This window comes from Roseovarius lutimaris (assembly GCF_900115165.1).
GTDB classification, from domain to species: Bacteria; Pseudomonadota; Alphaproteobacteria; order Rhodobacterales; family Rhodobacteraceae; genus Roseovarius; species Roseovarius lutimaris.
Genome location: NZ_FOVP01000005.1, coordinates 183728 through 205330, shown reverse-complemented (window position 1 = coordinate 205330; position 21603 = coordinate 183728). Strand labels below are relative to the sequence as shown.

General features: G+C 61.6%; 23 protein-coding genes and 1 tRNA gene. 16 read left to right on the top strand and 8 right to left on the bottom strand.

Translation table 11 applies throughout. From position 1 onward, the window contains the following. Positions 1-160 precede the first annotated feature (160 nt). Positions 161-496 carry a hypothetical protein gene (locus BMZ91_RS06350; RefSeq protein WP_092835868.1) on the top strand — a complete coding sequence of 112 codons (336 nt, stop codon included), beginning with the start codon at positions 161-163 and terminating at the stop codon, positions 494-496. A 732-nt stretch (positions 497-1228) separates the two neighbouring features. After that, on the top strand, positions 1229-1672 hold the full coding sequence (locus tag BMZ91_RS06345) for an MmcB family DNA repair protein (protein ID WP_092835866.1): 444 nt from the start codon (positions 1229-1231) through the stop codon (positions 1670-1672). Here BMZ91_RS06345 and BMZ91_RS06340 read toward each other — a convergent pair. Further along, positions 1667-1855 (bottom strand): DUF6324 family protein, encoded by a 189-nt coding sequence (locus tag BMZ91_RS06340; RefSeq protein ID WP_092835864.1) that lies wholly within the window; start codon positions 1853-1855, stop codon positions 1667-1669. The genes BMZ91_RS06345 and BMZ91_RS06340 overlap by 6 nt on opposite strands. A gap of 300 nt (positions 1856-2155) precedes the next feature. Between BMZ91_RS06340 and BMZ91_RS06335 the strand changes: the two genes are divergently transcribed. Further along, positions 2156-2232: transfer RNA gene (locus BMZ91_RS06335), tRNA-His, on the top strand. Between the two features lie 13 nt (positions 2233-2245). Here BMZ91_RS06335 and BMZ91_RS06330 read toward each other — a convergent pair. Next, positions 2246-2551: a DUF6476 family protein gene (locus BMZ91_RS06330; RefSeq protein ID WP_092835862.1), complete on the bottom strand. Its 306-nt coding sequence runs from the start codon at positions 2549-2551 to the stop codon at positions 2246-2248. Between BMZ91_RS06330 and BMZ91_RS06325 the strand changes: the two genes are divergently transcribed. The 3 genes from BMZ91_RS06325 to BMZ91_RS06315 all read left to right on the top strand — a co-directional run bounded on the left by BMZ91_RS06325 (position 2550) and on the right by BMZ91_RS06315 (position 5794). Continuing rightward, entirely contained in the window at positions 2550-3575 is a 1026-nt protein-coding gene (locus tag BMZ91_RS06325; protein WP_092835860.1) for an RluA family pseudouridine synthase, read from the top strand. The genes BMZ91_RS06330 and BMZ91_RS06325 overlap by 2 nt on opposite strands. A 147-nt stretch (positions 3576-3722) precedes the next feature. Further along, positions 3723-4619, top strand: coding sequence for an RNA polymerase sigma factor RpoH (gene rpoH / locus BMZ91_RS06320; RefSeq protein WP_092835858.1), 897 nt, complete (start codon positions 3723-3725; stop codon positions 4617-4619). Between the two features lie 59 nt (positions 4620-4678). Then, positions 4679-5794 (top strand): alpha/beta hydrolase, encoded by a 1116-nt coding sequence (locus BMZ91_RS06315; RefSeq protein ID WP_245736224.1) that lies wholly within the window; start codon positions 4679-4681, stop codon positions 5792-5794. On the opposite strand, the gene BMZ91_RS06310 is transcribed toward BMZ91_RS06315, so the two are convergent. Continuing rightward, on the bottom strand, positions 5791-7611 hold the full coding sequence (locus BMZ91_RS06310) for a M3 family oligoendopeptidase (RefSeq protein WP_092835854.1): 1821 nt from the start codon (positions 7609-7611) through the stop codon (positions 5791-5793). The two genes, BMZ91_RS06315 and BMZ91_RS06310, sit on opposite strands and share 4 nt — an antisense overlap. Before the next feature lie 141 nt (positions 7612-7752). Here BMZ91_RS06310 and BMZ91_RS06305 point away from each other — a divergent pair, with 141 nt between their 5' ends. Further along, entirely contained in the window at positions 7753-8583 is an 831-nt protein-coding gene (locus tag BMZ91_RS06305; RefSeq protein ID WP_092835852.1) for a fumarylacetoacetate hydrolase family protein, read from the top strand. Here BMZ91_RS06305 and BMZ91_RS06300 read toward each other — a convergent pair. After that, on the bottom strand, positions 8531-9526 hold the full coding sequence (locus tag BMZ91_RS06300) for an alpha/beta fold hydrolase (RefSeq protein WP_092835850.1): 996 nt from the start codon (positions 9524-9526) through the stop codon (positions 8531-8533). The two genes, BMZ91_RS06305 and BMZ91_RS06300, sit on opposite strands and share 53 nt — an antisense overlap. Next, positions 9526-9816, bottom strand: a complete 291-nt coding sequence (locus BMZ91_RS06295; protein ID WP_092835848.1) for an SCP2 sterol-binding domain-containing protein — start codon at positions 9814-9816, stop codon at positions 9526-9528. Before BMZ91_RS06295 ends, BMZ91_RS06300 begins: the two co-directional genes overlap by 1 nt. A 77-nt stretch (positions 9817-9893) precedes the next feature. Between BMZ91_RS06295 and BMZ91_RS06290 the strand changes: the two genes are divergently transcribed. The 5 genes from BMZ91_RS06290 (at position 9894) to BMZ91_RS06270 (ending at position 14934) form a co-directional block, all read left to right on the top strand. Then, positions 9894-10451 (top strand): tetratricopeptide repeat protein, encoded by a 558-nt coding sequence (locus BMZ91_RS06290; RefSeq protein ID WP_245736223.1) that lies wholly within the window; start codon positions 9894-9896, stop codon positions 10449-10451. Between the two features lie 23 nt (positions 10452-10474). After that, a complete protein-coding gene (locus tag BMZ91_RS06285; protein WP_092835844.1) occupies positions 10475-13330 on the top strand; it encodes a helicase-related protein in 2856 nt (951 codons plus the stop codon). Between the two features lie 18 nt (positions 13331-13348). Further along, positions 13349-13714 (top strand): RNA-binding S4 domain-containing protein, encoded by a 366-nt coding sequence (locus BMZ91_RS06280; protein ID WP_245736222.1) that lies wholly within the window; start codon positions 13349-13351, stop codon positions 13712-13714. Between the two features lie 52 nt (positions 13715-13766). Further along, complete coding sequence (gene fdxA, locus BMZ91_RS06275; RefSeq protein WP_092835840.1) at positions 13767-14105, top strand: ferredoxin FdxA; 339 nt, start codon at positions 13767-13769, stop codon at positions 14103-14105. 316 nt (positions 14106-14421) lie between these two features. Continuing rightward, a complete protein-coding gene (locus BMZ91_RS06270) occupies positions 14422-14934 on the top strand; it encodes a CarD family transcriptional regulator (RefSeq protein ID WP_092835838.1) in 513 nt (170 codons plus the stop codon). Between the two features lie 60 nt (positions 14935-14994). On the opposite strand, the gene BMZ91_RS06265 is transcribed toward BMZ91_RS06270, so the two are convergent. Next, positions 14995-15753, bottom strand: a complete 759-nt coding sequence (locus tag BMZ91_RS06265) for an adenosylcobinamide-GDP ribazoletransferase (protein WP_092835943.1) — start codon at positions 15751-15753, stop codon at positions 14995-14997. A gap of 77 nt (positions 15754-15830) precedes the next feature. Between BMZ91_RS06265 and cobT the strand changes: the two genes are divergently transcribed. Together cobT and BMZ91_RS06255 are read left to right on the top strand one after the other, a co-directional pair. After that, positions 15831-16847, top strand: a complete 1017-nt coding sequence (cobT, locus tag BMZ91_RS06260; protein ID WP_092835836.1) for a nicotinate-nucleotide--dimethylbenzimidazole phosphoribosyltransferase — start codon at positions 15831-15833, stop codon at positions 16845-16847. 98 nt (positions 16848-16945) lie between these two features. Then, on the top strand, positions 16946-18610 hold the full coding sequence (locus BMZ91_RS06255) for an ABC transporter permease (protein WP_092835834.1): 1665 nt from the start codon (positions 16946-16948) through the stop codon (positions 18608-18610). A gap of 75 nt (positions 18611-18685) precedes the next feature. On the opposite strand, the gene BMZ91_RS06250 is transcribed toward BMZ91_RS06255, so the two are convergent. After that, complete coding sequence (locus BMZ91_RS06250; protein ID WP_177193802.1) at positions 18686-19291, bottom strand: flavin reductase family protein; 606 nt, start codon at positions 19289-19291, stop codon at positions 18686-18688. An 87-nt stretch (positions 19292-19378) separates the two neighbouring features. Here BMZ91_RS06250 and BMZ91_RS06245 point away from each other — a divergent pair, with 87 nt between their 5' ends. Next, positions 19379-19864, top strand: coding sequence for a GNAT family N-acetyltransferase (locus BMZ91_RS06245; RefSeq protein WP_092835941.1), 486 nt, complete (start codon positions 19379-19381; stop codon positions 19862-19864). A 56-nt stretch (positions 19865-19920) separates the two neighbouring features. Next, on the top strand, positions 19921-20691 hold the full coding sequence (locus BMZ91_RS06240; RefSeq protein WP_092835939.1) for an EcsC family protein: 771 nt from the start codon (positions 19921-19923) through the stop codon (positions 20689-20691). Positions 20692-20702: 11 nt separating this feature from the next. On the opposite strand, the gene BMZ91_RS06235 is transcribed toward BMZ91_RS06240, so the two are convergent. Continuing rightward, complete coding sequence (locus tag BMZ91_RS06235) at positions 20703-21485, bottom strand: ZIP family metal transporter (protein ID WP_092835830.1); 783 nt, start codon at positions 21483-21485, stop codon at positions 20703-20705. Positions 21486-21603: the final 118 nt, after the last annotated feature.

Genomic DNA, 21603 nt, shown 5'->3' with positions numbered 1-21603 from the left:
AGGCTCCTGTTGGTTCCGCAGGCGCTGAGTCTTCGGGTGTAGCGGTATTGCAAACTAATCCGGCGAAAAAGCGCGCGTGTTAGCTCTTTATTAGCCACTCCCTTGGGAAGATGGGGGAAACCGGCTATACTAAATCAAGACCGTCGAAGGATTTCCAGATATGCCCAAGCTTGTTCGTCTCTACATCACGCAGGTTGCTATTGGATTTGGCATAGCCGGTGCCTTTGTGGCGATGTTGCTATGGTTTAATGTCGCAAACCTTTGGCATCTGGTCAGTCATTCCGACAAGGGTCTGCTTGCGGTGGTTATCCTGTGGCTTGCCAATGGGATCGTGTTCGCGGGTGTTCAATTCGGCATTGCCGTGATGCGGATGAAGGACGACGATGATGATGAACCGCGTGGCGGTCACCGTCAGCGTATCATGCAGCAGGAGTATTCCGTCATCCCTATCCCGGTGGATCAGGGTCAAAGGCCGAATCCCTGGCGCAATCGTTAAGGCGTCGCCCCTGTAAATTCATCAAATTCTGAACAACGACCGGCGGCGGTAAAGGTGTGGCGGGCCCGCCGCAGCCGTTTGGTTTTCTCATTCCCGAGGACCTGTGTGTACAGGTGGGCACCGGATAAACGGACCACGGTCCGGACAGAGCCAGTTCCCTCGGAATTGCTTAAGGCCACCGGAATGCAACCGTTAACGAGAAGGGCAGCACCCGCCACCCGTCTTAGGTAGTCCTTTGTGTGACTTGGGACAAGGGGCGTCAGTTCAGAAATGACGCGTCGCCGCCAACATGTGCATTCGGCCCATGTAATCCGTGATCCACTCGCCGTGATCGCCCCTAGCCAAACCCATCATAAAGGACTGGCGCGGCCGAAACGATCAGGCCCTGCATCGCCGCGAAATGGCGCAAATTTGGCCGGATGTCCTGCGGCTCTGGTAGCGGGGGCGTGGGTATGGATCATGTCGAACTGCTTGCAGGCAAAGCGACTCGTGAAAGCTGGCACGATCACCGGGCCTTCGCCCCCGAATTCGGTCGTTGATAGTGGGGCAGTCGCCGCGCGTCGCGAACATAAGCCATCCCGGCGCAATCTTGCGGGAGCGTCGCGTCCACCATGTCGGGCCGATTCGAGCGCCAGCCATTGACGTCTCATCGCGCCAGTTTAGAGGCGCGCGAAGCGCCGTTTAGCTTGAATGTCATATTGACTTTGTTCATGAAATGTTCATGTTTGTCTCATGACAATGCGTTCCGACCCAATGCCTCAACCCGGCCAACTTCTGGCGCGCGGTGTCTGCCGCCATTTGCGCAGTTATAACTTTGATTCTATTGTTGAATTCACGCCCGAGCGTGGCCGCCGCGTGGATGTGATGGCGCTTGGCCCCAAGGGCGAGATCTGGGTGGTGGAGTGCAAATCAAGCCGTGCCGATTTCATGTCGGACGGCAAATGGCAGGGCTATCTGCAATGGTGCGACCGGTATTTCTGGGCGGTCGATTCAGAGTTTCCGGTCGAGTTGCTGCCCGATGGCACCGGTCTGATCATGGCCGACGCCTATAGCGCCGAGATCATTCGCATGGGGCCGGAAACCCGTCTTGCGGCGGCGCGGCGCGCGGCGCTCACGCGCAGGTTTGCCCGGCACGCGGCACGGCGGTTGCAATCGGCGCTTGATCCGCGACTATGAGGTTTTGGCGCGTGCGGCCTTGGCCGAGGCCATCAGCTCCGAGGCGATTTCCTCTGCCTCGTCAGGGGTGAAGTCCATCGGAATTTCAACACCTTGCCCTTCAACGTAAAGGCGCACCATGCCCTGATCGGTAGGCCCGATTTGCAGGTTCGCTTCGATATCGCTTTCGCTGTTGATGCCCATGGCTGCCTCCTTGAAACAGGCGATGAGCTACTCTTTTCGTTCTTGCTTGGCAAGCGGCTTCGCGGTTTTCCGGTGGGGATGATCATGGTCACCCTGCGCGCGATTGTGACTATCGGCGATACCGCTTTGACCCCATGAAAGCCACCGCGCGGCCTGTGCGCTTTGACAAAAAACCGGCTGGCGTATGCTTGGCGCGGTGCCGGTCCGCTCTTTTGCGCAGGACCTTGTTGAACAAAGCTGGGAAATCACGCTCTAAGAGGCTTGCAATCGGACGTGGGAAAAGATAATTCGCCTCCCAGTGCCGCCTTAGCTCAGTTGGTTAGAGCGCTGGATTGTGGATCCAGAGGTCCCCCGTTCAAGCCGGGGAGGCGGTACCATCCCACCCTTTACCTAATCGTCTGGCTCGATCGTCACGCTTTGGCGCAGGTTTCCGGTGGTGCGATCATAGATCAGAATGCGGTCATCGGCGGTGACGATCGCGTACCAGCCGGTGCCTTGGGTAAAGGCCGTGGCGCGGGCGCCGTCGGGGAGGGTGATCGTCGCGGGCAGGTCTGGCGCATCATTGCCCCAGAAGCGGATGACAAACAGCGCAATGATCACTAGAAGGCCAGCAATCATCGTGGCGGTCAGCACCGTGACCAGCCGCGTCAGAAATTTCAGCATCGCCGGATTGACCGGCTGAGGGGTATCATCCATGGGCCACGCCCCGCTTAGCTTTGAGATCGAAAGTGATCCGCCTGCGCGCCTTGATAAGGCGCTTTCGCGCGATGTGCCAGAGGCAGCGAACCTGTCGCGCACCCGGCTTATGCGGCTGCTGGCCGAGGGGTTGGTGACGGTGAATGGCGTTGTGGTGAAAGACGCCAAGGCCCGCGTGGCCGAGGGCGACCGAATCGAGATCACCGTGCCTGAGGCCCGCGAGAGCCATATCAACGCGCAGGATATCCCGCTTGAGGTGGTGTTCGAGGATGACGATCTTATCGTGGTGAACAAGCCCGTTGGCATGGTGGTGCATCCGGCCCCCGGCACACCCGAGGGCACGCTGGTGAACGCGCTGCTGCATCATTGCGGCGATACCCTGTCGGGGGTCGGCGGCGCCAAGCGGCCCGGCATCGTGCACCGGATCGACAAGGATACCAGCGGCCTTCTGGTGGTGGCGAAATCCGACGCGGCGCATCACGGCCTTGCGGCGCAATTCGAGGCCCATACCGTCGAGCGTTATTACCGCGCCATCGTGCATGGCGCACCCGAGGCCAGCGACCCGCGGCTGCGCGGCGTGCGCGGTGTCAGTTTCGAGCCGGGCAATGTGATTCGGATCATCACCCAACTGGCGCGCCACAAGACCGACCGCCAGCGTCAGGCGGTGCTGTTTCAGGGCGGGCGTCATGCGGTGACCCGCGCCCGCGTGGTTGAAACCTTCGGCATGCCCGCCACCGTCAGCCTTGTGGAATGCTGGCTTGAGACCGGGCGCACCCATCAAATTCGCGTGCATCTTACCTATGCCGGGCACGGGCTTGTCGGCGATCCGGTCTATGGCGGGCGGCGCAAGCTGTCGGAAAAGGCGCTGTCAGTGGCGGGCATCGAGGCCGCGCGCGATTTTCCGCGCCAGGCGCTGCATGCCGCGATTTTGGGGTTCGAACATCCGGTAACGGGCGAAAACATGCGCTTTGAGGCGCCTTTGCCCGCCGATATGACCGGTCTGATCGAAGCGCTGCGGGGCTGAACCTCGCCAATTTCAAGAAATTTTAATTTTCTTTGCGACGGAAAGTCTAAGTTTTGCGTTAAACTATATGACCTACCAAGCCTTGAAAGAGGCGGCGTGAGTTCCTAGGTCAATGTTAACGATATAAACATCGAGAGGGATGCAGTCATGGGCAACTATAAAAATCTGCCGGCTCCGACACCAGAAGGCGGGCTGAACCGCTATATGCAGGAAATCCGCAAGTTTCCGTTACTGGAACCGGAAGAAGAATACATGCTGGCCAAACGCTGGGTCGAGGAACAGGATACCGAGGCCGCGCATAAAATGGTCACCAGCCACCTGCGGCTCGCGGCCAAGATCGCCATGGGCTATCGCGGTTACGGGCTGCCGCAGGCCGAGGTGATCTCCGAGGCGAATGTGGGCCTGATGCAGGCGGTCAAACGGTTTGACCCCGAGCGCGGCTTTCGCCTTGCGACCTATGCCATGTGGTGGATTCGTGCCAGCATTCAGGAATATATCCTGCGCAGCTGGAGCCTTGTGAAACTGGGCACCACGAGTGCGCAGAAAAAGCTGTTCTTCAACCTGCGCAAGGCCAAGGCCAAGATCGGCGCGTTCGAGGATGGCGACATGCGCCCCGACGTGGTCAAGAAGATCGCCACCGACCTTGGCGTGACCGAGGCCGAAGTCGTCAGCATGAACCAGCGGATGGCGGGGGCGGATGCGTCTCTCAACGCCACGGTCGGCTCCGAGGGCGAAGGCAGCATGCAATGGCAGGACTGGCTTGAGGATGAAGGGGCCGATCAGGCCGGCGATTACGAACGTGCCGACGAACTTGATGCGCGCCGCGAGTTGTTGAGCGAGGCGATGGATGTGCTCAATGAGCGCGAGCGCGATATCCTGACGCAACGCCGCCTGAGCGAAAAGGCGGTCACGCTTGAGGATCTGAGCGGGTCCTATGACGTGAGCCGCGAGCGTATTCGCCAGATCGAGGTGCGGGCCTTTGAAAAACTGCAAAAGCGGATGCGTGCCCTTGCGCAGGAAAAAGGCATGCTCGCCTCTGCATAAGGCTTGGTATGCGCCGTGATTCCAAGTAGGTTCTGCCGCAAGGCGAGGGGCTGTGGGTCATGGGGCATGCAATGGGTTTGGCGGTGCGCAGGGGGCGTTGGGGTGGCACAGCGGGCAACCGGTTGAGCCGCGCCACGCTTTGCCTCTGCGCGCTGCTTTTGACGCTCGCAGCCTGCTCCGAGCGCATGACCGCCGAGCGCGCCTTGCCGCACCCCGATGCGCGCATTCAGCCGATCTTTGTCGCGACCGAACGCAAGCTGGATAAGACCGGGCCATTTTTTGGCTTCCAGCGCCCGGAGGGCATGAATTACTTTCGCGCCGATATTTCCGTGCCCCCCACCCATCAGGTCGGGGTGATCGAATGGCCCGACGGCCCCCCCGATGCGGCCAGTGATTTCGTCGTGACCGGAACGCATGTGTATGACGGGCCGGGGCAGATGATTGGCGATATCCGCCGCGCCGGGCCGGGGCGCGAAACGCTTGTGTTCATCCACGGCTATAACAACACCCTGTCGGAATCGATGTACCGGCTGGCCCAGATCCAGACCGATTTTGCGACAAACATGCCCGCGATGCTGTTTTCCTGGCCCTCGGCGGGCGATCCGCGCGGGTATATCTATGATCGCGACAGCGTGATGTTTGCGCGCGACGATCTTGTGGCGCTGCTTGACCGGCTGACGGCACGACCGGGTGACAAGGTGTTTTTGATCGCCCACTCGATGGGCTCGCATCTCGCGATGGAGGCCCTGCGTCAGGCCAAGCTAAGCGGCAAGACACGGCTGTTGTCGCGCGTGAGCGGCGTCACCCTGATGTCACCGGATATTGATCCGGATCTGTTTGACCGTCAGGCCGAGGTAATCGGTAAACTGCCGCAACCCTTCCTGATCTTCATCTCGAAACAGGACCGCGCCCTGAGCCTGGCCGGATTTATCACCGGGCGCAAACCCCGGCTTGGGGTTATCGACGAGGCCGAAAAGATCACGCGCTCCGATGTGACGGTGATTGATTTCACCGAGTTGGCCGATGGCAATAATCTCAATCACTTCGTGCCTGTCACCTCGCCCGCCGCGATCAGCGTGCTGAATGGCATCATCTCGCAGGCCGGACGCGAGGGCACCGGCTTTCTGCGGGATATGGCGCTAAAGCTGCCGACCGCGCGGGCGGTTCAGCCTTAGTCTTCCATCGCTTCCAACTGGTCGATAAAGCCCGAGATCATCGACAACCCCTTGTCCCAGAACGCCGGGTCGCTGGCATCAAGGCCAAAGGGCGCGAGCAATTCCTTGTGGTGCTTTGATCCGCCCGCCTTGAGCATGTCGAAATATTTTTCCTGAAAACCCTCGGGGTTTTCCTCATAGACCGCGTAAAGCGCGTTCACCAACCCGTCGCCAAAGGCGTAGGCATAGACGTAGAACGGCGAATGTACGAAATGCGGGATATAGGCCCAGAAGGTCTCGTATCCGTCCGCGAAATCAAACGCCGACCCAAGGCTTTCGGCCTGCACCGACATCCAGAGCGCGTTGATATCGTCGGGTGTCAATTCACCCTCGCGGCGCGCGGCATGAAGCTTGCATTCGAAGTCATAAAACGCGATCTGGCGCACGACGGTGTTGATCATATCCTCGACCTTGCCCGCCAGAAGCACCTTGCGCTCCTGATCCGACCTGGCCCCGTCAAGCATCTTGCGGAAGGTCAGCATCTCACCGAAAACGCTGGCGGTCTCGGCCAGCGTTAGCGGCGTGCTGGCCAGCAATTCGCCCTGATCGGCGGCCAGAACCTGATGCACGCCGTGGCCAAGCTCATGCGCAAGCGTCATCACATCGCGCGGTTTGCCCAGATAGTTGAGCATCACGTAGGGGTGCACATTGGTCACCGTCGGATGCGCAAACGCCCCCGGCGCCTTACCGGGTTTCACACCCGCATCAATCCAGCCTTTGTCAAAGAACGGCTGCGCCAGATCGGCCATGCGCGGATCAAACGCGCCATAAGCCTCGATAACGGTTTTACGGGCGCTGTCCCAATCGACGATTTTCGTGCTTTCCATCGGCAGCGGCGCGTTGCGGTCCCAGGTTTGCATCCGGTCAAGCCCAAGCCATTTGCGCTTGAGCTCGTAATAGCGATGGCTGAGCTTCGGGTATGCCTTGACCACCGCATTGCGCAGCGCCTCGACCACCTCGGGCTCGACATCGTTACTGAGGTGTCGCCCGGTCTGGGCGGTGGGCATGCCGCGCCAGCGGTCGATGACCTCTTTCTCCTTGGCGGCGGTGTTGTGGACACGCGAAAACGTGCGGATATTCTCACCAAAGACGCGGGCAAGTTCGCGGCTGGCGGCCTCGCGTTTGCTGCGGTCCTGTTCGGTCAGAAGGTTCAGCGTGCCCTCAATGGTCAACTCTTCGCCGTCGACGTCAAAGCTTAGCCCCGCGATGGTTTCGTCAAACAGACGTTCCCAGGCATCGCCCACAACCCCGAGATCATGCAGGAATTTCTCAAGCTCATCGGAAAGCTGATAGGGCTTCATCGCGCGAATCCGGTCAAGCACGGGCTTATAGCGCGCCAGATCGGAAGTCTCGGCGTACATCGCGCTCAGCGTCGCCTCGTCAAGCCGGTTGAGTTCGAGCGAAAAGAACACCAGCGGCGTGGTATAGGTGGTGATTTTTTCCTGACAATCGGACATGAATTTCGCCCGCCCGCCATCGGTCGTAAGCTGATAATAGCGCAGCCCAGCAAACGACATGATGCGCCCGGCGATATTGCTGATCTTTTCGTCGCGGTGCAGACACTCCAAAAGACCGGGCCCATCCAGATCGGCAAGCTTGCCTTCATAATCGCGGGCAAATTCAGCGCAGGCGGTCTTGAGCCAGTCAAGATCGCGCTCAAGCTCGGGCGCGTCTTCACCGCTGTAAAGATCGCTCAGGTCCCATTCCGGCAGCTTTCCCAGATCCTTGTTGCCAGATGTGGCATTTGCATCGCGGACGGGGAAGGGCAGGTTAATCATGGGGCACCTCTTGTTGCATGTTGACCCAAGACATAGGCCGCACCGCCGCGCGCCACAAGGGGCCGGTCTTTTGGTGGCCAGTGTCTTGCCATTTGCGAAGCGCTGGCTAGGGTGGGTCAAACGCGAAAGGGGAGTGGAGCCATGAAGTTTGCAAGATACGGTGAACCGGGCCAGGAAAAGCCCGCAGTGGTTGACCACGCGGGACAGCTTCGTGATTTGTCCGGTGTGTTGCCCGATCTGGCGGGCGCTGTGCTTGGTGATCTGCCTGTGGTCAATCCCGACAGTCTGCCCCTCGTTATGGGCAACCCGCGGATTGGACCGCCGGTCGGCAATGTGGGCAAGCTGATCTGCATCGGCCTTAACTACATAGATCACGCGGCCGAGCTTGGCGTTGATCCGCCAAAGGATCCGGTTGTCTTTCTCAAGGCGACCTCGGCCATCATCGGGGCGAATGACACGGTGGTTCTGCCGCGTGGATCAACCCGTGGCGATTGGGAGGTCGAGCTTGGCATAGTGATCGGCAAGCGCGCGAAATACGTGAGCGAGGAAAACGCCCTTGATCATGTGGCGGGCTATACCATCGTCAATGATGTTTCCGAGCGCGCGTTTCAGCTTGAGCGGTCGGGCCAATGGACCAAGGGCAAAAGCTGTGACACCTTCGCGCCGGTGGGCCCCTGGCTTGTGACCCCGGATGAGGTGGGCGATGTGCAAACCCTTGATCTGTCGGTCGATGTGAACGGCGAGCGCGTGCAAACCGGCAACACCCGCCTGATGATCTTTACCGTAGCAGAGATTGTGGCCTATCTCAGCGAACTGATGACGCTGGAGCCGGGCGATGTCATCGCCACCGGCACGCCGCCGGGCGTCGGCATGGGGCATAAACCGCCGCGCTCTCTGTCGCCAGGCGATGAAATGGTGCTCAGGATTTCCGGGCTTGGTGAGCAACGCTCGCCTGTCGCGCAGGACCGTTAGCATTGCTGTCGCCCGTGCCAGAGTAGAACTGGCATAGCATCCTGAACAGACGGCCCCGCATGTCGGGGCTGTCCATCAGGGTTTCGTGGCGCCCGGTTTCGACCATCTCAAGCCGGCCTCCGGGCCAATGCGCCATGCGGTCGTGCACGCGGGCCACATCTACGATCTGCTCATCGCTGCCAAGCAGCGTCAGACAGGGCATGTCAGGCGAGGGGCGGCGCGCCAGACTGCGGGTTTCATGTAGCGCCTCGTGCAGCCAGTGCAGGCTTGGCCCGCCAATGCCAAGTTCGGGATGCGCAGTGGCCTGATTGATCATGTATTGATACATCTCACGATCATTGGTCAGCTTGTTGGTCTCGAACGGCTCGGTCAGAACATAGTTTTGCGGGGCGGTGCCGGGGGCATAAAAGTGGCTCATGCCGAAACGCCGACTGCTCCAGGACAGAGACCAGGCCACCGGGCGCAGGGCATCGGCCATCGCGATCCCCCACATCGGCCCGGAAAAGGCACAGCTTTGCACCTCCATCCCCTGCATCACCGCGCGCAGACCAATGCAGCCGCCCATCGAATGCGCCAAAAGATGCCAGGGGCGCGGAAGGTCAAGGCGATGCGCGGCCTCAACCATCGCCGCCACATCCATCTGATAATCGGTAAAGCGATGCACATGGCCCGACATCACGTCATCCTGAAGCCGATCCGCAAGCCCCTGACCGCGCCAGTCAATCACCAGTGTGGCATAGCCGCAGTCGGCCAGATGCGCGGCGGCGATCCCATATTTCTCGATATACTCGGTACGTCCGGGGAACAGGAACACCGTGCCTTTCGTTGCGCCGCGATTCCACAGACCGACACGGATGCGCACGCCGTCGGCGGTTGTCATCCACCAGGCGGCGCCGTCATCCGGGCCCTGTGCGATATCCGAGAAAAGCGGCGCCTCTTTCATCAGCTCAGCACGCTTCCAAGCTTCATCGCCATGCCCATATCGCCGTCAACACTCAGTTTGCCGGTCATGAAGGCGGCGGTGGGATCAAGATCGCCTGACAGGATCGACTCAAACGTTTCCTGATCGGCCGTGAGGGTCACATCCGCCTCGGAATCACCCGCCCGCGCGCCATCGCTGTCGATCAGAACGGCGCCTTCGCCTTCGATCACGAATTTGGCCAGGCCGTCAAAGCCCTCGTCGCCCATTTTTTCATTCAATGCGGCCACGGCTGCGGTAATCACTTCGCTCATTTGCAGTTCCTTTCACATTTCGGTTGTCGGGGGTTTGTTTCCCGGCATTCTGCGCTAAACTCACACCTGTTATGCGCATGGCACGTCTCAATCTCAACCGTATCGTCGCGGCACTTCTGGCGATAGTCACGTTTTCCCTACCTGCCTCGGCGGCTCCGAACGCGCGGCTTGACGGGTTGTTTGAACAGCTCTCGCAGGCCGATGAAAAGGAAGCGCGGCGAATCGCCGGTGAGATCGAGCTTGAGTTGGAGAAATCCGGCTCGCCCGCGATGGATCTTCTGCTGCGCCGTGGCCGCGACGCCATTGAGGCAGGCGATACCAAAATGGCCATCGAACATCTCAGCGCGCTGATTGATCATGCGCCGGATTTTGCCGAGGCCTGGCACCTGCGCTCGGTGGCATTTTTCAAGGCGGATCGCTATGGGCTGGCGCTGTCGGATATCGAACACGCCCTGGCGCTTGAGCCGCGTCATTACAACGTGCTTTACGGCCTTGGCGTCCTGCTGGATGAAATGAATCAACCCGATCTTGCACAAGAGGCCTTTTCCCGTGTTCTGGCTATACATCCGCATCATGAGGACGTAACCAAGGCGATGGAAGGCATCAAAAGCCAGCTTGGCGGCGCAGACCTCTGATCAGGTAACGGGAGAGACGGCACATGGCCGAGCAGTCAAGAACCCTTGCGGTTCTGGGCCCGACAAATACCGGCAAGACGCATTATGCGATTGAACGGATGCTGGGCTATCGCACGGGGGTGATCGGCCTGCCGCTGCGTCTTTTGGCGCGCGAGGTTTACGACAAGATCGTCGCCCTGCGCGGCCCCTCGGTGGTGGCGCTTGTCACCGGCGAAGAGCGGATCGTGCCGCCGCGTGCCAAATACTGGGTCTGCACGGTCGAGGCGATGCCCGAGGGCATGGGCGCCGATTTTCTGGCGGTTGACGAAATTCAGCTCTGCGCCGATCCCGAACGCGGCCATGTCTTTACCGACCGCCTGTTGCGGATGCGGGGGTTGCGCGAAACCCAGTTTCTGGGCAGCCACACCATGCGCCCGACAATTGCCGCGCTTGTGCCTGGGGTCGAGTTTATAAGCCGCGAGCGGATGTCGCAGCTTTCTTATGGCGGCCCGAAAAAGATAAGCAAAATGCCCGCCAGAAGCGCGATTGTCGGGTTTTCGGTTGAAAACGTCTATGCGATTGCCGAACTGTTGCGCCGCCAGAAGGGCGGGGCGGCGGTTGTCATGGGCGCACTTTCCCCGCGCACCCGCAATGCGCAGGTCGAGCTTTATCAAAATGGCGATGTCGATTACCTCGTCGCCACCGACGCCATCGGCATGGGGTTGAACCTTGATATCAACCATGTCGCCTTTTCCGCGCTGTCCAAGTTTGACGGCCAGCGGATGCGCATGCTGGCCCCCAACGAGCTTGGCCAGATCGCCGGGCGCGCGGGCCGGGGCATGAGCCATGGCACCTTTGGCGTCACTGGCGAGGCCCGCGATCTTGACCCCGAAGTGGCGCAGGCGATCATGGATCACCGCTTTGCCCCGATCCGCAAGCTGGAATGGCGCAATTCCAACCTGCAATTTGGCACCACCTCGGCGCTGATCACCGCGCTTGAGGCGCGCCCGGACGATGAATTGCTGGTGCGCGCCCGCGAGGCCGATGACCTCGGCGCGCTCAAGACCCTCTCGGCCCAGCCTGAAATTGCCGAACGCGCCATTGGCGGTCCTGCCGTGCGGCTGTTGTGGGATGTCTGCCGCATCCCGGATTTTCGAAGCATCAGCCACGGCGAACATACCGGCCTTTTGAACACGATCTTCCGCGATCTGCATGAGTTGGGCCGGGTGCCCGATGACTGGCTGGCGCGCCAGGTCAAACGCATTGACCGGACCGATGGCGATATTGACACATTGTCGAAACGGCTCGCCTATATCCGCACCTGGACCTATGTTGTGCAGCGAAAAGGCTGGGTTGATGACGAAAACCATTGGCGCGGGGCGACGCGCGCTGTAGAAGACCGCCTGTCGGATGCGCTGCACGAGCGTCTGACCCAAAGATTTGTGGACCGGCGCACATCCGTGCTTTTGCGCCGGCTCAAGCAGAAGGAAGCCATGGTGGCCGAAGTAAACGAGAATGGTGATGTAACGGTCGAGGGCGAATTTGTCGGTCGGCTTGAAGGGTTTCGCTTTATCCAGGATAAGGCGGCTGCCGGGAAAGAGGCGCGCACGCTTCAACAGGCCAGCCAATCGGCCCTTGCCCCGCATTTTCATCTCAAGTCGGACCGCTTCTATAACGCGCCCGACACCGAGATTGATTTCACCGAACAGGGCGGCTTGCTCTGGGGGAAGGACGCGGTTGGCAAACTGGTTGCCGGTGCCGATCCTCTCAAGCCCCAGGTCGCGGCCTTTGTCGATGAAGAGGCCGGCCCGGACGTTGCGCAAAAGGTGCAACGCCGCCTGCAACACTTCATTGATCGCAAGATCGCTACCCTGTTCGAGCCGCTGTTGAACATCCAGCGCGACGAAAGCCTGAGCGGCCTTGCGCGCGGCTTTGGCTTTCGCCTTGTCGAGGGGTTTGGCATCCTGCCGCGCGGCGAGGTGGCCGATGAGGTCAAGGCGCTGGATCAGGAGGCGCGCGGCGCGCTGCGCAAGCACGGCATCCGCTTTGGCCAGTTCACGATTTTCATGCCACTGCTGCTCAAACCCGCACCGACGCGTCTGCGGCTGGTGCTGTGGTCGCTCAGCAACGGGCTTGATGAATTCCCCGAGGCACCGCCGCCGGGCCTTGTGACGGTGCCGTCAAATGACAGCGTCGCCAAAGGCTTTCACACGATGTCGGGCTATCGCGCCGCCGGTGAACGGGCGATTCGCATCGACATGCTGGAACGGCTTGCCGATATGCTGCGCTCGGAAGACAGCCGGGGCGGATTTGAGGCCAAGGCGGACATGCTCTCGATCACCGGCATGACGCTGGAACAGTTCGCCACCCTGATGCAGGGGCTTGGCTATAAGGCCGAGCGCGGCGAGCGCGAAAAGGTCAAGGCGGTCGATAAGGCCATCGCCGAGGCCCCCGCCGATGCCGCCGCTGCGGCAGAGGATGCCGCACCCGACACCGCGGCCGATATCGTCGAGACGATTGCCGATGCCGGTGAGGCGCCGATTGCCGCTGACCCCGCGCCCGAACCCGAAGTGCCCGCCGAGATCCCGGAAACGGCCGAGGCCGAGGTCGCCCCCGGCGAGACCCCCGAGGTGGCCGCGCCCGAAATCGAGGTGTTCTATACCTTTACCTGGGCCCCGCGCGCCAATCGCGCCCGCGCCGAGCGTGCCGCTGGGGGTGGCGGACGTGACAAACCGGCCAAATCCGGCAAGCCGCGTGGCAAGCCCGGAAAAGGCAAGCCCCGCGGTGCCCCGCAAGAAAAAGGCGCCAAGAGCTTTAGCGCCCGCCCCGAGAAGAAAGACCGCATTGATCCCGACAACCCCTTCGCGGCGGCCCTTATGGGTCTTAAAACCAAAGGCTGATCTTTGGCGGCGGAGGGGGTGAGAATCCGGCTCGACAAATGGCTCTGGCATGCGCGGTTCTTCAAGACCCGCACGCTGGCCGCCAAGGAGGTTTCTGCCGGTCATATCCGGGTCAATGGTACGCGGGTGTCGAAACCGGCCCAAGCTGTAGGCTCCGACGATGTGCTGACGTTCGTTCAGGGGCGCGCCGCGCGGGTGGTGCGCGTGCTCGCAATCGGCACCCGACGTGGCCCCGCCCCCGAGGCGCAACTGCTCTATGATGACCTCTCGCCGCCGGTGCCCGAGGAAATTGTTCCGGCCGCGCCAAAATATGAGGGAAAAGGGCGCCCGACCAAGCGTGACCGGCGCAAACTCGATCTGAATGGGCCGGGACCGCTTGAATGATCCGCGCCTCTGGATTAGGTGAAACGCAAAGCGCCAAGGATGAGAGACGGCCATGACCTATATCGTCAACGACAATTGCATCGCCTGTAAATACACCGACTGCGTCGAGGTATGCCCTGTGGATTGTTTCTACGAGGGCGAGAACATGTTGGTCATCCACCCCGATGAATGCATTGATTGTGGCGTCTGCGAGCCGGAATGCCCTGCCGATGCGATCCGCCCGGATACTGAGCCGGAGATGGAAAAATGGGTCGAATTCAACCGCAAATACTCTGAGATGTGGCCGGTGATCATCACCAAGAAAGACCAACTGCCCGAGGCCAAGGAACGCGATGGCGAGACCGGCAAGCTTGAGAAATACTTTTCCGAAGCCCCCGGCGAAGGTGGCTGAACCGGGCAGGGCGGCGGGAAAACCCGAACTGATTCGTTTAGTTCACCGGGTCGCGACAGCGTTTGCCCGATCTTTCGGGGGGCAAGCGCCTGATTTCAAAGAGGTTATGGCTATCCGACGGTGAGCGGCCTTTCGCGGGGCCGTTTTTTATGTTATACATCTATGACTGATGAATTGACTTGCCCGGTTCCATGTGCCCGCGCCACCGCCCGGGGCTGGAATTCTTTGCGCCAGATGCATATATACTGAGGACCGTGTCGGCCCTTGGCATTTTTTCTGCGTTTGCGACCGGGCACCCCCTGCGAGGAAGACCTGAATGACGAAGTCCAAAAAATCCGAGTTTAGTCCTGACGATTATGTGGTTTACCCGGCCCATGGTGTGGGCCAGATCGTTTCGATCGAAGAGCAGGAAATCGCCGGCATCACGCTGGAACTGTTCGTGATCTCGTTCGAAAAAGACAAGATGACCCTGCGGGTGCCGACCAACAAAGCAACCGAGATTGGCATGCGCAGCCTGTCCAGCCCCGATGTGGTTTCCAAGGCGATGACCACCCTCAAGGGCAAGGCCAAGGTCAAGCGCGCGATGTGGTCGCGCCGGGCGCAGGAATACGAGCAAAAGATCAACTCGGGCGATCTTATCGCGATTGCCGAGGTTGTCCGCGACCTGCACCGCGCCGACGATCAGCGCGAGCAGAGCTATTCCGAGCGTCAGCTTTACGAGGCCGCGCTTGAGCGTCTGACCCGCGAAGTGGCCGCCGTCAGCGGTGGCGACGAAGTGCTTGCCGCCAAACAGGTGGATGATGTGCTGGTGTCGCGCGTCGCAGCCTGAGCTGTTGACCTGATTTCGAAAGGGCCGTGCCAGAGAGGCGCGGCCTTTTTCGTGTCTGGGCTAAACCAGCAGGCTGAACAACACGGCGATTTCCGCAATCTGTTGGGTCGCGCCAAGGATATCGCCGGTCTGCCCGCCGATCTTTGCCCGCGCAATCGCGCCCGTGCCAAGCGCCGCCAGCCCCGCGCAAAGCGCCGCCGTGACACCCGCACCCCCGAGCATCGCAATCGCGAATACCCCCGCGAGCGCGAGCGCAAGCGCGGCAGTCATCGGCGTGACGCGCCCCACCCTGTGCGACAGCCCGGTTGCGCGCGCATGCGGCAGGGCGGCCATAAGTGCCGGCATCACTCCGCGCGACAGGGTCGCCGCCGCAATCAGGGCGATTGCCCCCGTCGCCGGGCCGATCTCGAACACCAGCCAAAGCGCGCACCACCGCGCCCCGAGCGACAGGATCAGTGCCAGCACGCCATAACTTCCGATATGGCTGTCTTTCATGATCTCAAGGCGCTTTTTCCGGTCCCAGCCGCCCCAGAGCCCGTCTGCGCTATCGGCAAGCCCATCCTCATGCATTGCCCCGCTCAGCACAATCAAAAGGCCAAGCGCGACAAGCGCCGCCAGAAGGTCGGGCAGGCCGATCCACTGTGCCACAAGCCCGCCAAGCGCGGCCAGGGCGCCAAGCACCACGCCGACCAGAGGATAGGCCCAGGCCGCCTCTGCGCTGCGGGTATAGGCACCCACCCGCACCGGCAAACGGCTCAGCAGGCTTAGCGCCAGCACCACATCCCTCACTCGGATCAGGCTGTTGTCGTTTTCCGTCATGGGCGTGCCCTTTTTCGGCTGGGGCGTCGGCTGACCCTGCGATACACAGGGGGCGAATAACATGCAATGAGGGTCTTATGTCCCCGAATTTCACCACCCTTGCCGAATTTTCCAGCCTGCTTGCGGATTTACCCGCCCCGGACGCGGCGGCGATTGAGGCGGCGCATGCGCGCGATCGCCAACTGACCAAACCGCCGGGCGCGCTAGGGCGGCTTGAGGAACTGGCGCTTTGGTATTGCGGCTGGCGCGGTGATGCACGGGCACGGATCAAGCACCCGCAGGTGATTGTCTTTGCGGGCAATCACGGCGTCACGGCGCAGGGCATTTCCGCCTTTCCCGCCGAGGTGACGGCCCAGATGGTGGCGAATTTCCAAAGCGGCGGCGCGGCGGTCAATCAACTGGCCGGTGTCGTGGGGGCGCGGATGGATGTGCACGCCCTCGCGCTTGACACCCCGACACAGGACATGACCAAAGGCCCGGCGATGTCCGAGGCCGAGTTTTTGAGCGCGCTGAAAACCGGCTGGGAGGCGGTCGACCCTGATACAGATCTGCTTGTGGTGGGAGAAATGGGGATCGGCAACACCACCAGCGCCGCGGCCATCGCGCTTGCGCTGTTTGGCGGCGATGCCGCAGGCTGGATCGGGCGCGGCACTGGCCTTGCGCCCGAGGCGATGACCCACAAGGCCGAGGTCGTCGCGCGCGCGGTTGCGGCCAATCCGGGCGCGCAGGACAGCGGGTTGGAGGCGCTGCGCTGTCTCGGCGGGCGCGAGTTGGCGGCGATGGCGGGCGCGATTCTGCGCGCAAGGGTGCTCTCTATCCCGCTGATTCTGGATGGCTTTATCTGCACCGCTGCGGCGGCCTGTCTTGAGCTGGCCGGGCCCGGCGCGCTTGATCACGCAGTCGCGGGCCATGTCAGCGCCGAACCGGGGCATGCCAAGCTTTTGGCGCAGCTTGGCAAAGAGCCGATCCTGTCGCTTGGTATGCGCCTTGGCGAAGGCTCGGGCGGGACGCTTGCGATTGGCATCCTTCAGGGCGCGCTTGCCTGTCATTCGGGCATGGCAAGCTTTGCCGAGGCAGGCGTCTCAACAGGTTGAAAACGCGCCAAAACAACGCGCCTGCCTCTCTTGACCCTTGGCGGCGCAGGGAATACTGATCAAAACAGTCGGAAATTGCGCCCCAAGGAGGCGAAGGCATGAGCGAGCGCCTGTTGCATCGTCTGGCATGGGTCGTGGTGGTGTTTTGCGTCGCCCCGATAGTGGCTGCGGCACTGGCAGCGCTGAGCGGTGATCTTGAGACCTGGCGCGAGGTGCTCTCGACGGTTCTGCCGCGCTATACGGCGACCACGCTGACGCTGGTGGCGATTGTCGGGATAAGCACGGCGGTGATCGGTTCGGTGACGGCCTGGCTGGTTACGGTCTATCGCTTTCCGGGCGTGCGCATTCTGGAGGTGGCGCTTGCGCTGCCGCTGGCGTTTCCGGCCTATGTGATGGCCTATGCCTATACCCATATGCTGGATCACCCCGGCCCGGTGCAAACCACCCTGCGCGCGGTGACGGGGTGGGGCCCGCGAGATTATTGGTTCCCCGAAGTCCGCAGTCTTGGCGGCGCGGCGCTCATGCTGACCATCGTGCTTTATCCTTATGTTTACCTTCTGGCGCGGGCCTCGTTCCGTCAACAAAGCGCCAATGCCTTTCTGGTGGCGCGCACGCTTGGCCGCTCGCCGCTCAAGGCGTTCTGGCGGGTGGCCCTGCCGATGGCGCGCCCGGCAATTGCGGGCGGCGCGCTTTTGGCGGTGATGGAAACGATTGCCGATTTCGGCACGGTGGCGTTTTTCAATGTTCAGACCTTTGCCACCGGCATTTATCAGGCCTGGTTTTCGCTTGGCGACCGGGCGGCGGCGGCGCAACTGGCGCTGTGCCTGCTGAGTTTTGCGCTGCTTCTGGCCGGGCTGGAGCGTGCCAGCCGGGGCCGCGCGCGTACCGCCGGGCGCGGCGCGCGGTTCGAGACGATGGAGCGCCCGACATTGCGCGGCGCGGCGGGCTGGATCGCCTGCGCGATCTGCCTTTTGCCGGTCCTGCTTGGCTTTGTGATCCCGGTGATCATGCTGGGCAGCATGGCGATGGGATCGGGGCAGAGCCTGTTGTCGGAGCGCTATCTTGGCTTCATGGCAAACTCGGTCACTCTGGCGGGCGTTGCTGCGGTGCTTACGGTGATCGGCGCGGTACTTATCGGCTTTCGTGCGCGCACCAGTCCGGGGCGCGCCTCGCGCTGGCTGGTGATCGGGGCCGGGCTTGGCTATGCGGTGCCGGGCGGGGTGATCGCGGTCGGGCTCATGGTGCCGATGGCGGCGCTGGACAATACCGTTGACGCCTTCATGCGTGCGAATTTCGGGATTCGCACCGGGCTTTTGATCACCGGGTCGATCTGGCTGATGGTGCTGGCCTATGTGGCGCGGTTCATGGCCGCCGCGCTCAATGCCTATGACAGCGGGATGGCCACGGTGCCGCGACATTTCGATGCGATCGGTCGTTCGCTTGGTCAGCCGGGGCCGAAGCTATTGATGCGGGTGCATCTTCCAGTGGCGCGCACGAGTGTCTTGACGGCGTTGCTGATCGTCTTTGTCGATGTGATGAAAGAGCTGCCGGCGACGCTTATTCTGCATCCGTTCAACTTTCAGACCCTTGCGGTGCAGGCCCACCGCCTTGCCGCCGATGAGCGGCTGGCCGAGGCGGCGGTGCCCTCGCTTGTGCTGGTCGGCTTTGGCCTTGTCCCGGTTCTGATCCTGTGCCGCACAATTGGCCGTGACAGTCCGGGGCGCAGCGCCGCCAAGCTTGGGACGGCGATTTCAGCCGGATAGCGGGGCAGGGGCGCTGCCCCTCTTGGCCGATGGCCAATTCACCCCGGGATATTTAAGGCCAGAAGAAGCCGGAGCCTATTCACCGGGGCGTTTGAGGCTGAACTTTTCGCGGATAACCGAATAATCCTGATAGCCAAGCCGGGTCAGCGGGGTGTAGCGCAGCACGTCGAACATGCCGTCAACCAAGCAATCATCGCGCATATGCACGCCGATCACCTCGCCGAAGACGGCAAAATTCGCCTCGCCGGGCAATTGCAGGATCTGGGTGAGTTTGCATTCAAGGTTGGCCGGGGCGCGGGCGACGCGCGAACAGGCAATGGTTTCGCATTCGGCTTTTTCCAGGGCGGCCAGCTCGAATTCATCGGTGGTGCGATCCCAGGGGCCGGAGGTCTGGTTCATCGCGTCGCGCATTTCATATTCAACGATATTGACGCAGAACACGCCGGTGTCGCGGATATTGGCAACGCTGTCCTTGGTGTCGCCGCGATCTTCTTTGGTCGAGGTCGAGGAAAACATCACCTGAGGCGGAACATAGGCGACGGCGTTGAAAAACGAATAGGGGGCAAGATTGTCGCGCCCATTCGCACCGCGGGTCGAAATCCAGCCGATCGGGCGCGGAGTCACGATCGAGTTGAACGGGCTGTGCGGCAGGCCGTGGCCATCCTCGGGTTTATAGAACATCTGCCTCTCCTTCATGATCCGGTTTGTGCCAGACCTAGCGCCGTGCTAGGCGCTTTGCCAGTTGAATTCACCAAGGGGATGGCCCGCATGCTCGATCTGCGGCCCGAAACAGCGCAGGATTGGTGGGAGGTCGAGGCGCTCTATGACCTGTGCTTTGCACCGGGGCGTGAGGCCCTGTCGTCTTACCGGCTGCGCGACGGGGTGGCGCCGGTGGAAGGGCTTAACCTTGTGGCGCGCGATCCGGACGGCATTCTGGCCGGGGCGATCCGCTTTTGGCCGGTGCGGATCGGGCGGTTTGAAGCGCTTTTGCTGGGGCCGGTGGCGGTGCATCCGACCCATCAGGGCGAGGGGCTTGGCCGCTACCTGATCCAGGGCGGGCTTGAGCGCGCGCGGGCAAAAGGCTGGGCGCGGGTGATGCTGGTGGGGGACGCACCCTATTACGGGCGCTTTGGCTTTGAGCGGTTGAGCGGCGTCGAGATGCCGCCCCCCACCAACCCCGAGCGGATTCTGGGGCTGGAATTACAGCCCGGCGCGTGGGACCATGTGACCGGTAAAGTCACACGTTACGCTTGAATTAGGGGTCGACAGGGGCAATCTCATACCTCATGGAGCACAGTCAGGACAGCAAGATGGAGCTTTTGGGCAAGCCGATCGACGCGACCGAGATCGACGCGCGGTTGCGCGATCTGGCGCGGCGACATGCGCGTGCGGGCAATGCGGCGATTGATCTGTTGAACCTTGTCGGCGGGCAGGCCGAGGGGCTTTTGGATCGTTTGCCGGTGTCGGTGCGGATGCGTCTGGGGGAAGTCACGGAAAATGCGCTTCACCGGGCGATGGACATGGCGCATCGCTCGCGCGATGTGGTCGGCGATCAGCCCGGCTGGATGGCGCGGGCAATGACGACGGCGATGGGGGCAGCGGGCGGCATGGGCGGGCTGCCGACGGCGCTCGCCGAGCTTCCGGTCACTACGACGGTGCTTTTGCGCGCCATTCAGGATGTGGCGGTCGAGCATGGCTTTGATCCCGCCGAGCCAAGCGTGCGTTTTGAGGCGATCGAGGTGTTTGGCGCGGCGGGGCCTTTGGCGGGCGACGATGGCGCGGACCTTGGCTTTATCGGCACGCGGGTCACGGTGACCGGTGCGGCGCTCAACTCGTTGATTGCGCGGGTGGCACCACGGCTTGCCACGGTGCTTGGCCAGAAGCTTGCGGCACAGACCGTGCCGATCTTGGGGGCAGCGGCCGGGGCGGCGACGAATTACGCCTATACCAGCTATTACCAGCAGATGGCGCATGTGCATTTCGGCCTGCGCCGTCTGGCGATTGATGCCGGGCACGATCACGACGATATGGTTGAGGCGTTGCGCCTTGCGGTCGAGAAACTGCCGCTAAAACGGGGCTAGCCCCGGGCGTTTTATCCCAGCCAGACATCGAGAAAGAGCATCAGCACAAGCCCGACGGCAAAGCCGAGTGTGGCCTTGTTCTGATGGCCGCTGCGATGGGTTTCGGGGATGATCTCGTGGCTGATGACATAAAGCATCGCGCCGGCAGCAAAGGCCAGACCCCAGGGCAGGAATGGCTCTGACACCGAAATAATGGCCGCCCCAAGAAGGCCGCCAACCGGTTCGACAAGCCCGGTAAGCGCCGCAATCCCGAACGAACGCCAGCGGCTATACCCCTCGCCAAGGAGTGCTATGGCAACGGCAAGGCCTTCGGGCATGTTTTGCAACCCGATCCCGATCGCCAGAGGCATGCCGCCAGACAGTCCGTGCGCACCAAAGCCGACACCCACGGCAAGCCCTTCGGGAAAGTTGTGGATCGTGATTGCGATGATGAAAAGCCAGACCCGCCGGAGCGAGGCCGATTCCGGGCCTTCACGCCCGGTATTGAAATGCTCATGCGGCAGGGTTTCATTCAACACTGCCACGGCGGCCATTCCAAGAAGGATGCCGATCACGGCAATTGCGGCAGGCAGGGCACCATCGCCAAATTGCTCGGTTGCGGCATCGAGCGAGGGAATGATCAGCGAAAAGAACGAGGCCGAAAGCATCACGCCAGCGGCAAAGCCAAGCGACATATCCCGTATCGCGCGGCTCGGGCTTTTGCCCAAAAGCACGGGAATGGCCCCGACAGAGGTCATCATCCCGGCAACAAGACTTCCTATGACACCAAGCGCGATGGGCGATAAATGTTCCACGTCTGACCTTTGATTTTCGCTATTTTCCTTGCCATATAAAGGGTTAGCGCAAGAAGTGAAATCAGAATCGTACCATCAGGAGAGGCGCGGAAACGGGCGGTGCCTTGGGGGGCAAGCG